Origin of the sequence: Kitasatospora sp. GP30, assembly GCF_029892145.1 — a bacterium.
Taxonomy (GTDB): Bacteria; Actinomycetota; Actinomycetes; order Streptomycetales; family Streptomycetaceae; genus Kitasatospora; species Kitasatospora acidiphila.
In genome coordinates this window covers 1-14,937 of the sequence record NZ_JARZAH010000006.1, presented here as the reverse complement: position 1 = coordinate 14,937, position 14,937 = coordinate 1, and the positions used below count along the sequence as shown (strand labels likewise).

Annotated in this window: 10 protein-coding genes; 8 read left to right on the top strand and 2 right to left on the bottom strand. The window is 73.5% G+C overall.

What is annotated here, in order from left to right; all coding sequences use genetic code 11:
* Nucleotides 1-156 precede the first annotated feature (156 nt).
* The 4 genes from P3T35_RS11740 to P3T35_RS11725 all read left to right on the top strand — a co-directional run bounded on the left by P3T35_RS11740 (nt 157) and on the right by P3T35_RS11725 (nt 8,660).
* Nucleotides 157-1,470 carry a condensation domain-containing protein gene (locus tag P3T35_RS11740; protein WP_280705769.1) on the top strand — a complete coding sequence of 438 codons (1,314 nt, stop codon included), beginning with the start codon at nt 157-159 and terminating at the stop codon, nt 1,468-1,470.
* Nucleotides 1,467-4,904 carry a non-ribosomal peptide synthetase gene (locus P3T35_RS11735; RefSeq protein ID WP_101379229.1) on the top strand — a complete coding sequence of 1,146 codons (3,438 nt, stop codon included), beginning with the start codon at nt 1,467-1,469 and terminating at the stop codon, nt 4,902-4,904. The genes P3T35_RS11740 and P3T35_RS11735 overlap by 4 nt, the downstream gene beginning before the upstream one ends.
* 136 nt (nt 4,905-5,040) lie before the next feature.
* Nucleotides 5,041-6,306 carry an MFS transporter gene (locus P3T35_RS11730; RefSeq protein WP_101379228.1) on the top strand — a complete coding sequence of 422 codons (1,266 nt, stop codon included), beginning with the start codon at nt 5,041-5,043 and terminating at the stop codon, nt 6,304-6,306.
* Nucleotides 6,303-8,660 carry a lantibiotic dehydratase gene (locus P3T35_RS11725; RefSeq protein ID WP_101379227.1) on the top strand — a complete coding sequence of 786 codons (2,358 nt, stop codon included), beginning with the start codon at nt 6,303-6,305 and terminating at the stop codon, nt 8,658-8,660. The genes P3T35_RS11730 and P3T35_RS11725 overlap by 4 nt, the downstream gene beginning before the upstream one ends.
* A gap of 35 nt (nt 8,661-8,695) precedes the next feature.
* Here the strand turns inward: P3T35_RS11725 and P3T35_RS11720 are convergent, their stop codons facing one another.
* Nucleotides 8,696-8,914: a hypothetical protein gene (locus tag P3T35_RS11720; protein WP_143676741.1), complete on the bottom strand. Its 219-nt coding sequence runs from the start codon at nt 8,912-8,914 to the stop codon at nt 8,696-8,698.
* 226 nt (nt 8,915-9,140) lie between these two features.
* Between P3T35_RS11720 and P3T35_RS11715 the strand changes: the two genes are divergently transcribed.
* Complete coding sequence (locus tag P3T35_RS11715) at nt 9,141-9,656, top strand: hypothetical protein (RefSeq protein WP_101379226.1); 516 nt, start codon at nt 9,141-9,143, stop codon at nt 9,654-9,656.
* Nucleotides 9,657-9,890: 234 nt separating this feature from the next.
* On the top strand, nt 9,891-10,928 hold the full coding sequence (locus tag P3T35_RS11710; protein ID WP_101379225.1) for a recombinase family protein: 1,038 nt from the start codon (nt 9,891-9,893) through the stop codon (nt 10,926-10,928).
* Nucleotides 10,929-11,132: 204 nt separating this feature from the next.
* Here P3T35_RS11710 and P3T35_RS11705 read toward each other — a convergent pair whose 3' ends face one another.
* Complete coding sequence (locus P3T35_RS11705; RefSeq protein ID WP_280705765.1) at nt 11,133-11,513, bottom strand: integrase core domain-containing protein; 381 nt, start codon at nt 11,511-11,513, stop codon at nt 11,133-11,135.
* Between the two features lie 155 nt (nt 11,514-11,668).
* Here P3T35_RS11705 and P3T35_RS11700 point away from each other — a divergent pair, with 155 nt between their 5' ends.
* Both P3T35_RS11700 and P3T35_RS11695 read left to right on the top strand, forming a co-directional pair.
* Nucleotides 11,669-12,994, top strand: a complete 1,326-nt coding sequence (locus tag P3T35_RS11700; protein WP_101379224.1) for a deoxyribodipyrimidine photo-lyase — start codon at nt 11,669-11,671, stop codon at nt 12,992-12,994.
* Nucleotides 12,995-13,345: 351 nt separating this feature from the next.
* Nucleotides 13,346-14,839, top strand: coding sequence for an SDR family oxidoreductase (locus tag P3T35_RS11695; protein ID WP_101379223.1), 1,494 nt, complete (start codon nt 13,346-13,348; stop codon nt 14,837-14,839).
* The last annotated feature ends 98 nt before the right edge of the window (nt 14,840-14,937 follow it).

Genomic DNA, 14,937 nt, shown 5'->3' with positions numbered 1-14,937 from the left:
CGGTGTCGGCATGCACGGTGGTCAAGTTCCTTATGAAGGGTTCTATATGAGTATCAGTCACAACCCATTGACAGTGGCCTGCCAGTGCTACTAGCGTCCCGCACGTGGTTTTGACCAAGCCGTGCAGAGAGCACTCTGCCGACCCTGGGAGACCTTTTGCCCGACCCGCTCGAAGCCACTCAGGCCCAGTGTCTGCAGCTGCTCAGCTCGGAAATCTCAGAGGAGCTCGGCAGTGGTTCGCTGATTTTCACCATCGCCATTCCCGGATCGATTCCGGTGGAATCCGTCCGAATTGCCTGGAAGATGCTGCTGCAGACTCACGCGGCGCTGCGCGTGCGTTATCAGGTGGTCGACGGGCAGGTGTGCCAGGAGGTTCGCGGCTACCACGACCTGCCGCCCGCCACCCGTGACCTCGCACCGTCGGCCGAGGTGGCGGTACCCGATTTCGACGCCTTCGGTGAGGTGCTGGTCCGGCTGGCCGTGGCACCAGCCGGCCGGGACGGCGAGCCGACCCGGCTGCTGCTCGCGGTGCACCACGTCCTGGTGGACGAGGCCGCCGTCGGCCGGCTCACCGACGACCTGGGGCACCTGCTGCTCGGCCGGGCGCTCCCGGGGCCGGCCCTCTCGCCGGAGCTCTCCGCCGCCCGCTACCAGGACGCCGTCCGGGCGGTGCTCACCGCGCAGGAGAGCGCGTCCGGGTCGCGCGCGTACTGGTGCGGCCGCTACCAGCCACCGCCCACGGCGCGGGTCACCATGGCCGCGCCCGACGCCGACGAGGCGCCACCGCGCCACAGCCTGGGGCTCGGGTCCGCCGACCTGACCGCACTGCGCGAGCTGGCGCGGCGCGCCAACGCGTCCCCGGCGATGACCGTCCAGGCGGCGCTCGCGGCCCTGCTGCGGCACTACGGCTGCGGCAGCCGCGTCGCGGTCGGCGTGCCGATGTCGCTGCGCGACCATCCCGCCATCGGGTTCGACCTGGTGGGCCTGTTCCTCAACGTGCTGCCGGTCGTGACCGAGGCGCACCCCGACATGACGCTGCGCCAGGTCGTGGCCGACGCACGGCGCCGGCTCATCGAGGTGCAGACCCACAAGTACACGCCGCTGACCCGACTGCCGGAGCTGACCGGGCTGCCGCGCTCGGTCACGGCGGCCGGGGAGGCGTCCTTCTTCGACGTCGTGCTGGCCGTCGGCTCCGGCAGCCCGCAGCCCGGCGGGGGCTTGCGGGTGACGGCGAGTGCGCCGGGGGCCGCGCCCAACGCGCTGACGGTGTCCGTGATCCTCGCTGCCGAGCGCCCCCGGATCACCGTCGAACGCCACCCGGCTGCCACCGACCGGCCCGCTCCCGCCACCCTGGCACGCGACCTGCTGCGGGTCCTGCACGCCATGGCGGACAACCTGGACCAGCCGGTCGGCGACCTCGGCCGGATCCTCGCCGCCCCTTCCCCGCGCCCGGAGGCTCCGCACCGATGAACCAGCGCCTTCTCACGTCCGACCCCGCGGCGGCCCTGCGCGAGGCAGCGGCCCTGCTCGGCTGCGCCACCGAGGACCTCCACGGCCAGAGCCTGCACGCCCTGGGCGGCAGCTCGCTGGACGGCGCCCGGCTGGCGTTCCTCCTGCGCACCACCCTGCGGCTCGACGTGTCGGCGGTGCAGCTGGTCACCGCGCCCGACCTCGGGCTGGCCCTGCGCGAGGCCGGCAGCGCGCCGCTCGCCCCGGCCGCCGCCGACGCGTCCGCCGAGCCGCACCCCACCGACGACGAGGTGCCGCTCAGCTGGCAGCAGCGCCTGGTGTGGTATCAGACGATGCTGGAACCCGCCTCCACCCGCTACCACTTCCACGCCCTGTTCCGCTTCGAGCGGGCCCCCGACCCGGCCGCCCTGAGCCAGGCCCTGTACGGCCTGTTGGAACACCACCGCGGGCTCGGCGTCCGGCTGGTCGTCGTGGACGGCGAGCCGCGGCAGCGGCCGGCCACCCCGCAGGAGTCCCGCCGGGCCGCCGAGATCCACGAGCTGCACCTCGACCACCTGCCGCACTCCAGCGAGGCGCTGCTGGCGGCGGTGGGCGCCGACCGCTCCTTCGAGCTGGACGGCGGCCCGCTGGTGCGCTGGTCGCTGGTGCACCTGCCGCAGGGCAGGGCGGTAATGGTCCACTCCGAGCACCACCTGGTCCACGACGGGGAGTCGTTCAACCTGCTGTTGCGCTCCCTGGCGGACGGCGGGCCGACCGCCGTCGACGGGCGCTACCTCGACTACGCCCGGCGCCAGGCGCGGGCGGTGGCGCAGCGCCGGGGTCCGGCGGTCGCGGACGAGGTGCTCGAGGAACTGCGCGAGGACTTCCCCGAGCTCTTCCCCAAGCTGCCCGCGCCCACCGCGGAGGCCGACCACCACCTGCGGCTGCCCCTGCCGCGGCAGTTGGCCCGGGCCGCCGAGTCGACCGCCAGGGCGCAGGGCGTCTCGTACTTCACCGTGCTGTTCGCCGCCTTCGGACAGGCCCTGGCCGCCGTGCGCCGCCCGGACGCCGCAGGACCTCTGCTGGTGGGCACCGCCGTCGGCAACCGGCCGGCCGAACTCCACGACACGGTCGGCATGTTCGTCTCCACCGCGCCGGTCGTGGTGCGGGCCGCCGCGGGGTCGGCTCCGGCCGAGGTCCTCGCGGCGACCGCGCGGGCACTGGCCCGGGCGAGTGCCCGCGCCGACGTGCCGCTGCCCGACCTGGTGGCTGCGCTGGGTTCCGGCGTGCGCGGCGGCACCGACCGCGGCCTGGTGCAGGCCGCGTTCAGCATGCACGAGCAGCTGCAGTCGCGGATCCGGCTCGGCGGTCGGGAGGCCGAGGTGGAAGTGGGGGCCTACAACGGCGCGGCCAAGTTCCCGGTCAACGCCATCGCGCTGGTCGACCGCAGTGCGGCCGAGCAGCACACCACGCTGCTGTTCGAGGCCACCCGCAGCCACGTCGACGCCGACGAACTGTGGCTGCTGTGGCACGAGTTCGTCCGTGCTCTGGTCGCGCTGACCGGCTTCGAGGACGACGCTGACCTGAGCGGGGCCGCCGACCGGGCACCCGACGTGGTCGCCCTGGTGCTGCGGGCGGCCCGGGCGGACGGCGCGCTGACCGCCCTGCGGGACGACACCGACGAGATCGGCTACGCCGAACTCCCCGCGCTCGGCGAGGCCCTGGCGCGGCGGCTCGGTAGCGGCCCGGCGGTGGTGGGGCTGATCGGCACCCCGTCCGCGCGGTTCTTCGCCGCTGAGTACGCCGTCCTGCACGCGGGCGCCACGTTCGTCCCGCTGGACCGGCGGCGCTACCCCGCCGGCCTGGACGCCATGGTCGAGCGGGTGGGCTGCCGGCTGGTCGTCGACCTGGACGGTGACGGCCCCGACCGGCTCGGCGGCGCACCGGTCCTTCGGTGGGCCGAACTGCGCGGCGCGGTCGAGCCCTGGGACTCGGGCACCCCCGACCCGCAGGCCGCCGTGGACCTGCCCGCCTACACGATGTTCACGTCAGGTAGCACCGGCGCCCCGAAGGCCGTGGTGATCGGCCGGGACGCCCTGAGCCGACTTGCGGCGTGGGGGCGCGAGACGCTGGAGCTGGCCCCCGGCACGGTCGTCAGCCAGGGGGCGAGCATCGGCTTCGACGCCTCGCTGTGGGACGTGTGGCCGGCCCTCACCGCGGGTGCCCGGATCCAGCTGATCCCCGATCCGCTGCGGGCCGACCCCTACGAACTCGCGCAGTGGCTGGTCGAGCAGCGCGTCGAGGTCGCCTTCGCACCGGCGCCGGTGGCGCAGCTGCTGGTCGAGTGCCCCTGGCCGAGCGGGACGGCGCTGCGCGTGCTGGGCTCCGGTGGCGACCGCCTGCACCCGGTGACCGCCCAGGACCTGCCGTTCCGGGTGCTCAACCTGTACGGGCCGACCGAGTGCACCATCGTCTCAGTGGCCGACTGGGTGACGCCGGGGGCCGGCGAGCCGCCCATCGGCAGGCCGCTGCCGTACTTCGACACCCGGATCGTCGACCATCGGGGCACCCCGGTGCCGGAGTCGGAGCCGGGCGAACTCTGGCTCGGCGGTCCGGCGCTGGCGCTGGGCTACCACGGTGATCCGCGACAGACCCGCTGCCGGTTCGTCCCGGACCCGCACCGCGACCGGGTCCACCTGGTGTACCGCACCGGTGACCTGGTGCGCCGTCGGCCCGACGGCGCGCTGGACTACCTGGGCCGGCTGGACCGCCAGCTCAAGGTCTCCGGCGTGCGCGTCGAGTTGGGCGAGCTGGAGGCCACCGCGCTGGCCCAGCCCGGGGTGCGGCAGGCCGCGGCGGTGGTCGTCGAGGGGGCCGACCGCACCCGCCTCGAACTGGTCCTGGTCCCGGCCGTGGGCACCGACTGGACCGAGGTCATCGGCCAGGTCCGCGACGCGCTGCCCGGCTACCTGCGCCACCTGACGCTGCGCTGCGTCGCGCGGCTGCCTCTCACCCCGAACGGAAAGGTCGACGTCACAATGCTCTCCACCCCCGTGCCCGCCGCTGGTTCAGCCGCCGGCACCGCGCTCACCGCCCGCGCCAAGGAGCTGCTGCGCTCGTCCACCCTGGACGCCGCCTGGTTCGAACTCGGTGGGTCTTCCCTGGAGGCGGCCCGGCTGGTGAACATCGCCGTGCGCGAGCACGGGCTGGAGGTCACCCTGACGGAGCTGCTGGAGTGCGGCGACGTCGGCCTGCTGATCAAGGCCTGGGCGGGGGAGGACAGCAGCCCGGCACCGGTCGCCCCCGCCGAGCAGCTCGCCCCCGCCGCCGCACCGCCCACTTCGGCGGGTCGGCCGACCGGCGCCGGGGATGTGCTGTGGCCCGCCCTGGCCCAGCTCCCGGCCGCCGACCGGCTGGCCCTCGCGCAGCGGCTGATCGCCTCCACGCTCGACTGAGGCGCCGGCACCCGCGCTCGACCGAGGTGTCGTCGTCCGCGCCCGCTTGAGGCGCCGGCACCCGCGCTCGACCGAGGTGTCGGCACTAGAGACCACGTTCCACCGCGCCTCCCGCGCACCAGCACCCTGGAGTGCCATGCCCGCCGCATCCGTCGGCGTCTTCCGGAACCCGGACTTCACCAGGCTCTTCCTGGCGGACTCGCTCAGCCAGCTCGGCGCGGCGATCGCGCCGATCGCCCTGCCGCTGGCCGCCATCGGCCTGTTGCACGCGAACGCGTTCCAGGTCGGGCTGCTCACCGTCTTCGAGACGGCGGCGTTCCTGCTGATCGGGCTCCCCGCCGGGGCCTGGGTGGACCGGGCGCGGCGGCGGCCGGTGATGCTGTGGGCCAACACCGGACGGCTGCTGGCCCTGGGCGCGGTCCCGCTGCTGTGGCGGCTCAGGGTCCTGACCATGCCCGAACTCCTGGCCGTCGCCCTGGTGGTGGGCGTGCTGACGGTGTTCTTCGAATGCGCCTACCAGAGCTACCTGCCCCGGCTGGTCGAGGCCGAGCAGCTGGTCGACGCGAACGCCCGGCTGCAGAGCGCGCAGTCCGTCGCGCGGATCGCTGGTCCCGGGTTGGCTGGTCTGATGATCGGATGGCTCGGGGCTCCGTACGCGCTGCTGGCCACGGCGGGCGGCTACGGCTGGGCGGTGCTGTGCGTGCTGCGGATCCGACGCCGTGAGCCCGCCGCGCCCGCCCGCCCTGGCACGCACCTGGGCCAGGAGATCGCCGAGGGCCTGCGGTTCCTGTTCGGCCACTGGCTGCTGCTGCGCGCCACGGTCTGCACCAGCACCTTCAACTTCTTCTACATGATGGGCGAGCCCATGCTGGTGCTCGTCCTCGCCCGCGAGTTGCGGTTCTCGCCGTCCACCATCGGCGTGGTCTTCGCCTGCGGCGGGGTCGGTGGGGTGCTCGGGTCGTTCCTGGTGAACCGTCTGGTCGAGCGGTTCGGGCGGGGGCCCGCCCTGTGGGGCAGCGCGGCCGTCGCCGGGGTGGCCGGACTGGCCGCGCCGCTCGCCGGCCACGGCGCTCTGCTGGTGCTGGTCTGCGCGGGGCAGGCGGTGGCCGGGGTCGCGATGGTGGTCTTCAACGTCTCGGTGGTCAGCTACCGCCAGGCCACCACGCCGGACCGGCTGCTCGGCCGGGTCAGCTCCGCCGGGCGCGTGCTGGTGTGGGGCAGCATGCCGCTGGGCGGACTGGTGGCCGGCGTGCTCGGACAGGCCTGGGGAGCCCGGCCGACCCTGTGGATCGCCGCACTGGGAGGGGCGTCGTGCTTCCTGGTGATCCTGTTCTCGCCCCTGCGGACCATGCGTGAACTGCCCGTCCCCGAGCCCGTCCTGAACCCGGAGCCAGCTCAGTGACCCACCCGCCGCACACCGCCTCGCCGGCCGATCCGCCGCCCCTGGTCCCGCTGGGTTCCTCCGGCTGGAGGGCCTGGCCGGACGCCATGCTCCGGTCCGCCGGCTTTCCCGCCGCCGAGCTCGACGCGCTGCGCGCGCCGGACCTCGCCGCGGCGGCCGATGCCGCGCTCGGGCTGCCCGACCAGGCCGAGGCCGCGCAGCACTACGAGAAGCTCTGGCAGGTCGCGCAGCCCGAGCTGTCCCGGGCGCTGGCCGAGCAGGCCGCCTCCCCGGCCGTGCGGGAGGCGGTGACCTGGCAGAACCGGGAGGCCGCCCGCAACGTGCTGGACCGGCTGGACGCCGTGAGCCCCTGGAACGCCCAGACCCGACGACGTGAACTGACGCTCGCCTCCTACCTCCAGCGCTACTGCCTGAAGAACGACACCATCGGCTTCTTCGGCCCGATCGGCTGGGCCTGGCTCAGCGACGGCCCGCACAGCGTGCTGGTGCGGCCGGGGACCGGCCTGCTCAGCTCGCGCCGGACCTGCTTCGAGGGCTGGGCCGTCGACGCCCTCGCCGAGCGCACCGGCCGACTGCCGGGCGTGCTGCCCTGGCTGGTGCCCCGCCGGCCCGCCTCCCATCTGCTGCGCGGCTCCCTGGTGGCCCGGCCCCGGCGGGCGGCCGTCGTACTCGCCGAGCGCGAGCGCGCGCTGCTGCTGCGGTGCGACGGCCGGCGCACCGTCGCCGAGGTGCTCGCCGACCTCGACGGGCAGCCGGACGACCTGCTCCGCCTGACCGACCTGGCTGACCGGGGACTGCTCCGGCTGGACCTGCTCGGCCCCGCGGAGTCCCAGCCCGAGCACACCCTGCGCCGGCGCCTGGAAGCGATCGGTGATCCCGGGCTGCGCGAGCGCGCGCTCGCTCCGCTGAAGCGGCTGTGCGCGCTGCGCGACGAGGTCAGCGCGGCCGCCGGCGACGCGACCAGGCTGGGCGAGGCGCTGGACCGGCTCTCCGCGGGCTTCGAGAGCGCGACCGGCGCGGCCGCCACCCGCCGGGCCGGCACCATGTACGCCGGTCGGACGCTGATCTACGAGGACGCCGTCCGGGACGTCGACGTCCAGGTCGGCGCCGGGCTGCTGGACGCGGCGGCCGGCCCGCTCGGGCTGGTGCTGGACAGCGCCGACTGGCTGGTGCGGCGGGTCGCCGACAACTACCGCGCGGTCTTCGCCGAGCTGCTGGGCAACCGGCGCGCGGCGGCGGACGGCATGCCGCTGGCACGGCTGTTCGCACTCGCCGCCGACCGGCTGACGGTCGGTGCGCGGTCCGTGCCGCCACCGGTCGCCGAGGCCGTCGCCGAGCTGCAGCGCCGCTGGTCGCAGGTGCTCGGCCCGGCGGCCGAGGGGCCCGAGCAGCGACCGCGGTGGAGCAGCGCGGAACTCGCCGACCGGGTGGCCCGGGCCTTCCCACCCGGCCCGCTGCCCTGGGCGGCGGCCGCCCACCACAGTCCCGACCTGATGGTCCACGCCGCCGATCGGCTGGCGCTGGCGCGGGGCGAGTTCCTGCTGGTGCTGGGCGAGGTCCACCCGGCCATCAACAGCCTGGACCAGCCCGCCTTCGTGGCGCACCACCACGCGCCGGAGCGGCTGCTCGCCCGGGCCGAGGCGGACTACGCTGGCCGGCGGATCTACGCGGTGCAGCCCAAGGAGTCCCCGTTCGTGACCTCGCGGATGGCCCCGCCCGCCGGGCTGCTCTCGCCCGACTACCGCTACTGGACCTGGAGCGAGGGCCAGGACAGCGTCGAGGGCCCGGGGACGGTGCTGCCCGCCGCCGGCCTGACGGCGTACCAGGCCGCCGACGGAGCCCTGCTGGTGCGCGGCCCGGACGGCGGCGACCTCGACCTGCTGGAGGTCCTGGGCGAGTTCCTGTGCGCGGCCGTCTCCGGGGCGTTCGGCCTGCTGGCACCGGTCGCCCACCGGCCGCGGATCACCGTGGACCGGATGGTGCTGTGCCGCGAGACCTGGCGGATCCCGCTGGCCGAGCTGGCGTGGACCCGGGTCAAGGACGTCCGGCGGCGCTTCCTGGCCGCCCGGGCCTGGCGGGCCGAACTGGGCCTGCCCGAACGGGCCTTCTGGAAGGTGCCCTACGAGGTGAAGCCGGTGGCGGTGGACTTCACCAGCCCGGTCCTGGTGGAGCTGCTGGCCAAGGCGGTCCGCGGCGCCCCGCCCGAGGAGGCCGCGAAGCACCTCACGGTGGGCGAGATGCTCCCCGACCTCGACGGCCTGTGGCTGCCGGATGCCCAGGACCGGCGTTACACCTCGGAGTTCCGCCTGGTGCTCACCCGAGGCCCGGCGGCGGTCGGCGATCCGGCCCACTGACGTGAACTCAACGAATGGGACGATCTACTAAGTTGCTACAGGTAAGCTGAGCCGATCCGCAGCCCTCCGCCGATGACGTCAAGACGCAGAAGCGCGGCGCAGATTCGGGCCCGGGCCGCCTCGCGCTGGCGCAGCTGCCAGTTGAGGACCTGGTCTACGAGGTCGCCGACGCCACGCTGCGCACCGGCGAACCGGAGCACCGGAGAAGAGCGGTCCCAGGCACACCAGGGCGGCTTCCCGCTGTGCGTTGTCACCGCGGTGCTCAGCTCGGCCAGTAGCAGCTGCCCGCCCCGTCTAGGGCCTTCCCGACGCGGCCGGCGGCGCGCCGTAGTCGCTCCTGACGGGACACCAGAGTGTCAGTGCCTGGCTGCTCTCCCGGGTGTTGTTGCGCGGTTTCCGGGCAGGGCCGCGTCCGGGTGTGCGATACCTTGCCCGGGGCCCGGGACTGCTGATGCCTGAACCGAAAGAGGGCGGTGGGCTGTGAAGGTCGGCGAGGCGCGGGAGCTGATCGGCGAGGCGGTGGTGGGTGCGGTGCGCGCCGGATTCGCCCACGATTACGAGGCGATGGGGTATGCGCAGCACCCGGCGCCGGAGCCGGCTTTCAAGGCCGGCCGGGACCGGTCGGGCCATGACTCGTCCCGGGTGCCGGAGGTACCCGCGGCTGTGGTGGAGTCCATGATCACCGATGACAGCCCGGGCATGTGGTTCAGCCACAAGGTCGAGTACGGCGGGCCGCCGATGATCCAGCTGCAGGTGCGTTCGATCTGGGCCCGGCAGGTCGCGGCCCCGGGCTGGGCGGTGCTGGACGGCCGCGCGGTCCTGGATGTCCTCGCATGGGACGAGACCGTCTCCCCGCGCCGCCCAGTCCGGGTTCGCGCCGCGTTGATCTGCGTCGACTACGACGCCGGGATGCACGGCTGGCGGGCCCACGCGGACAACCGGGACCTGCGCGTCGCCTGGAGCCCAGAAGGCGTGGCGACGCTGGTTGAGCCATGAGACAAGGACGTGGAGGCCGTGTCGGCTGAGTGAACCGGTCCCTTCACGGCCTACCACCCGACGTGCGCCGCCGGCCGGCCCCGGCCGCTCGCCTCTACCGTCGCTTGGCGGCTGCTCAGCAGGCCGTGTCCGTCACCGAGTCCGAACCAGCGGCTGGCACGCCCAAGCGCAGGGTCGAGCCCGGCCAGGGGTCGGGGGTGAACAGGGTGGCACGCCCCCGCGAGAACGCGGTGGGTGCACTGGTCGCGCCGCGTCCCGTCTGCGACTTCACCCGGGCGGACCAACCCCCGCTATACGGGCCGTCAGGTCTGGAACAAGCAGCGCAAGGACGAGACCCTCCTCGACATCGAGGACGTCACCCTCGGCTACACCACCACCCTGCGCTGGAACACCCAAGACAAGTGGATCGTCTCCGAACGCATCGTCCACCCGCCGATCGTCGATGACGAGACCTTCGCCCAGGTCCAGGACATCATCAACTCCCGCGTCCGCACCCATGCCGCCCACGGTGTTGAACGCACCAGGAACCTCTACCTCCTGCGCGGCTCCTTCATCTGCATCGACTGCATGCGCAAGATGCAGGGCAACTGGTCCCACGGCGAGGCCTACTACCGCTGCCGCTTCCCCGCCGAATACGCCCTCGCCAACCGCGTTCAGCACCCGCGCAACGTCTACCTACGCGAGAAGGACATCCTCGGCCCGCTCGACCGTTGGCTCGCCAAGATGTTCGCCCCCCACCGACTCGACGACACCATCGACCTCCTCGCCGCAGCCCAGAACCTCAACCCCGCCCCGAACAACCACACCGCCTGCGCCGAACACGCCAAGAACACGATCGCCGACTGCGACGCCAAACTTGCTACCCACCGCGCCGCTCTCGAAGCCGGCGCCGACCCGGCCGTCATCACCCAGTGGATCACCCAAACCCAGGCCACCCGCGCCCGCGCCGAAGCCGAACTCCGCGCCGCCCGAACCGCCCGAACCGGCGAACTCACCCGGGACGACATCGCAGCCCTGGCCCGCAGTCACTGCAACCTGGTCACCGTCCTCGCCGCCGCCGAGCCCGCCGACCGTGTCGAGCTCTACCGGCAGCTCGGGCTGATCCTGACCTACGACTCGGGAAAGCAAAAAGTGCCGTGGGCTTACGGTCGGTGTCCGAGGCCGGACACAGACCGTGAGCCGACGACGGTCGGGGGTGTCGGGGGAGTTGGATCTGGGTGCTCCCCGATGATCGCAGGACTACCAGCAGTGATCGAAGTCCAGCTGACTTAAGTGATCATTCTGCCAGTGCCGTGCCGGTGGCGTTAGGGAGGCGACTCCGATTCACTCCTTCGAGCGATGGTAAATCGCATGATGCTGAGTCATCAGGGTCCTTTCGTGGATACCCCCGGCTTCAGCCGGGAGAGGAAACGAAACTCCCGCGTAGCGGGTCAGCGATAGCCAGACCTGTGCCGCTCGAAGAGTCATCGCCGCTGGTCAAGCGGCATAACGGTACTCGTTGATCAGGCCGCCGAGGATTCGGCTGCGCAGTATTCTGCGACTGTCGAGGCCCTGTTCGGTGGCGGGTTGTTCACGGGCGCCGGGCGGTAGTTGGTTGCGGGCCTGGTGCGGGCGGTGCTCGTTGTAGTGCCGCTGATAGGCGGCCAGGACGCGCCCGGCGTGGGCCTCGTTGAGGATGAGGACGTGGTCGAGCGTTTCGCGCCGGATGGTGCCGATGATCCTCTCGCAGTGGGCGTTCATCCGAGGAGCCCGTGGCGCGCTCGTGATCACGTCCAGTTCTTCAGCCTCGAAGACGGCGTCGAAGGCGTAGCTGTACCTGCTGTCGCGGTCGCGCAGCAGGAAGCGTCGGGAATCCATGCGCAGGCCCAGGTCAGCGGTGAGATTCCGTGCCTGCTGCAGGGCCCATTCCCCAGGCTCACGCCGACCCGGGTACCCGACACCTTTCTCCAGCCGACCGCACACCGGCCGCTCGACCGCTCGCCCAGCCGTACTTACCAGCTCCGAGGCCCCCGATGACCGTCTCCGTCGCCCTGTTCACCCAGGACCTCCGCCTGCACGACAACCCCGTCCTGCACGCCGCCCGCGCCGCCGCCGACCAGGTCGTCCCGGTGTTCGTGGTGGATACTGCGGTCGAGGCCGCGGGCTTCGCCACCGCCAACCGGCGGGCCTTCCTCGCCGGCTGCCTCGCCGACCTGGACGCGTCGCTGCGCCGGATCGGCTCCCGGCTGGTGGTGCGCCACGGCAACGCCGCCGAGCAGACCGCCCGGATCGCGCAGGAGACCGGCGCGGCCAGCGTGCACCTCGCGGTCGGCGTCAGCGCGTTCGCCCAGCGCCGTGAGGCCCGCTTGCGCGAGCTGCTCGGCGGCCGACTGCACGTCCACGACGCCGTGCTGACCGTGGTACCGGCCGGCCAGGTCACCCCGGCGGGGAAGGACCACTACGCGGTGTTCACCCCGTACCACCGCGCCTGGCAGCGCGTCCCTCGCCGCGCCGTGCTGTCCGCCCCCCGGACGCTCCACACCCCGCAGACCGTGCACGGCGACGATCTGCCCACGGCCCCGGCGGCCTCGCCCGCGCTGCCGCCAGGCGGGGAGACGGCCGGACGGGCGCGGTGGCGGAGGTGGGACCTCGACGACTACGCCGACGTGCACGACGCGCTCGCCGCCGACGGCACCTCCCGGCTCTCCCCGTACCTGCACTTCGGCTGCCTGTCCGCCGGCGAGCTGGCAGCGCGCGCGACGCGACGCGGCGGGGACGGCGCCGAGGCCTTCGTCCGGCAGCTCGCCTGGCGGGACTTCCACCACCAGGTGCTCGCCGCCCGGCCCGACACCGCGTACCGGGACTACCGCACCCGGCACGACTCGTGGCACCACGACGAGCGCGAGGCCGCGGCCTGGCGGCAGGGCCGCACCGGCTACCCGATCATCGACGCCGGGATGCGTCAACTCGCCCACGAGGGCTGGATGCACAACCGGGCCAGGCTGCTCACGGCCTGCTTCCTCGCCAAGTCGCTCCACCTGGACTGGCGGATCGGCGCCCGCCACTTCCTGTCCCTGCTGGTGGACGGAGACGTGGCGAACAACCAGCTGAACTGGCAGTGGGTGGCCGGTACCGGGACGGACACCCGCCCGAACCGGATCCTCAACCCGCTGGTCCAGGCTGACCGCTACGACCCGGACGGCGACTATGTGCGCCGCTGGGTGCCGGAGCTCGCCCATGTGCCGGGCCGGGCCGTGCACCGGCCCTGGCTGCTTGCCGACCGCCACGGCTACCCGGACCCGATCATCGCCCCGGATGCGCTCACCGACCGGCTGCGGCACGCCCGCGGCCTGGACTGAGCCCCGGGCCGAGACCGCCCCGCCCCGTGCTCAGGACCGGGCGACCCGCAGGGCCCAGGTGATCGGCGGGGCCTGCTCGGTGCGGTCCACCGCGGCGGCGCGCAGCGGGGCCGGCCGGCGCTGCCAGTCGTACGGCACCCTGACGTTCGCGGGAGGACCGCCGCGAACGGCCCGGCCGCCGCCGGCGCGCCGGAGCGGCTGTTCCTGACCGGAAACCGGCCGGATTGGTCGGCGGAATCGCCAATCCGCCCGGTTGCGGGCTCCGAATGCCGTGCGAGAGTCTGGGTCCACCGAGTACCCGGGAACCCGGCAGTGCCCGGCGGCCTGCGGCCACCGGGAGGAGGAGCGGGCATGAACCACCAGCCGCACACCCCGCCGCGGTGCCTGGTGACCGGTGCCACCGGCTACATCGGCGGCCGCCTGGTGCCCGAACTGCTCGCGGCCGGCCACGCGGTGCGCTGCCTGGTCCGCGACGCCGGCCGGCTGCGCGACCAGCCGTGGCGGGCGAAGGTCGAGACCACCACCGGTGATGTCACCCGGCCTGACACGCTCTCCGGCGCCTTCGACGGGGTGGATGTGGCCTACTACCTCATCCACTCGCTGGGCACCGGGCCCGGTTTCGAGGAGACCGACCGCGCGGCTGCCCGCGCGTTCGGCGAGGCCGCAGCCGCGGCCGGCGTGGGCCGCATCGTCTACCTGGGCGGGCTGATCCCTCGCGGCGTGCCCGAACAGCAGCTCTCTCCGCACCTGCGCTCGCGCGCCGAGGTCGGCCGCACGCTGCGGCGCAGTGGCGTGCCCACCGCCGAGCTGCGCGCCGCGGTGATCATCGGATCCGGCAGCGCGTCGTTCGAGATGCTGCGCTACCTCACCGAGCGCCTGCCGGTGATGGTCACCCCGAGCTGGGTGGGGACCCGGATCCAGCCGATCGCGGTACGCGACGTGCTGCGCTATCTGGTCGGCGCGGCCCAGCTGCCACCCGAGGTCAACCGGACCTTCGACCTCGGCGGGCCCGAGGTCCTCACCTACCAGGGCATGATGCGGCGCTACGCCCGGGTCGCGGGGCTGCACCGACGCGTCATCGTACCGGTGCCAGTGCTCACGCCACGGCTGTCCAGCCACTGGGTGGGCCTGGTCACCCCGGTGCCGAACGCCATTGCCCGGCCGCTGGTCGAGTCGCTGCGCCACGAGGTGGTGTGCGGCGAGCATGACATCGCCCGCTGGGTGCCCGACCCGGCGGGCGGCCTGACCGGCTTCGACCGGGCGGTGGCGCTCGCCCTGCGCCGGATCCGCGAAGCCGAGGTGGCCACCCGCTGGTCCTCGGCCTCACTGCCCGGTGCGCCCAGCGACCCTCTGCCCACCGACCCCGACTGGGCGGGGGGCAGCCTCTACCAGGACGTCCAGGAACGCGCCGTCAAGGCATCCCCGTCCGCCGTCTGGCAGATCGTCGAAGGCATCGGGGGAAACAACGGCTGGTACTCCTTCCCGCTCGCCTGGGCGCTGCGCGGCAGGCTGGACCGGCTGGTCGGCGGTGTCGGCCTGCGCCGTGGGCGGCGTGACCCGGCGCGGCTGAGGGTCGGCGACGCGCTGGACTTCTGGCGGGTCGAGGAGATCGAACCGGGGCGGCTGCTGCGACTGCGCGCCGAGATGCGACTGCCTGGCCTGGCCTGGCTGGAGCTGTCGGTCACCCCGGACGGCGAGGGCGGCACGCACTACCGCCAGCGGGCGCTGTTCCACCCGCACGGACTGGCCGGCCACGCCTACTGGTGGTCGGTCGCACCCTTCCACTCGGTCGTCTTTGGCGGGATGGCCCGCAACATCACCGAGCATGCCCAGGCAGCCTCCTGAGGTGCCTGAAGGACTCCGTTGCCTAATTCGGTGTCAGGCGGTGAGTGTGAGGTCGAGGCGGGCCAGGTGGCTGGTTCGGTCTCGATCGAGGGGGCTGG

Bases quoted from the DNA above. Each gene is read 5' to 3' on its own strand.
- P3T35_RS11700 (WP_101379224.1), top strand. From the start codon at position 11,669: ATGACCGTCTCCGTCGCCCTGTTCACCCAGGACCTCCGCCTGCACGAC.
- P3T35_RS11735 (WP_101379229.1), top strand. From the start codon at position 1,467: ATGAACCAGCGCCTTCTCACGTCCGACCCCGCGGCGGCCCTGCGCGAG.
- P3T35_RS11705 (WP_280705765.1), bottom strand. From the start codon at position 11,513: ATGGATTCCCGACGCTTCCTGCTGCGCGACCGCGACAGCAGGTACAGC.
- P3T35_RS11695 (WP_101379223.1), top strand. From the start codon at position 13,346: ATGAACCACCAGCCGCACACCCCGCCGCGGTGCCTGGTGACCGGTGCC.
- P3T35_RS11730 (WP_101379228.1), top strand. From the start codon at position 5,041: ATGCCCGCCGCATCCGTCGGCGTCTTCCGGAACCCGGACTTCACCAGG.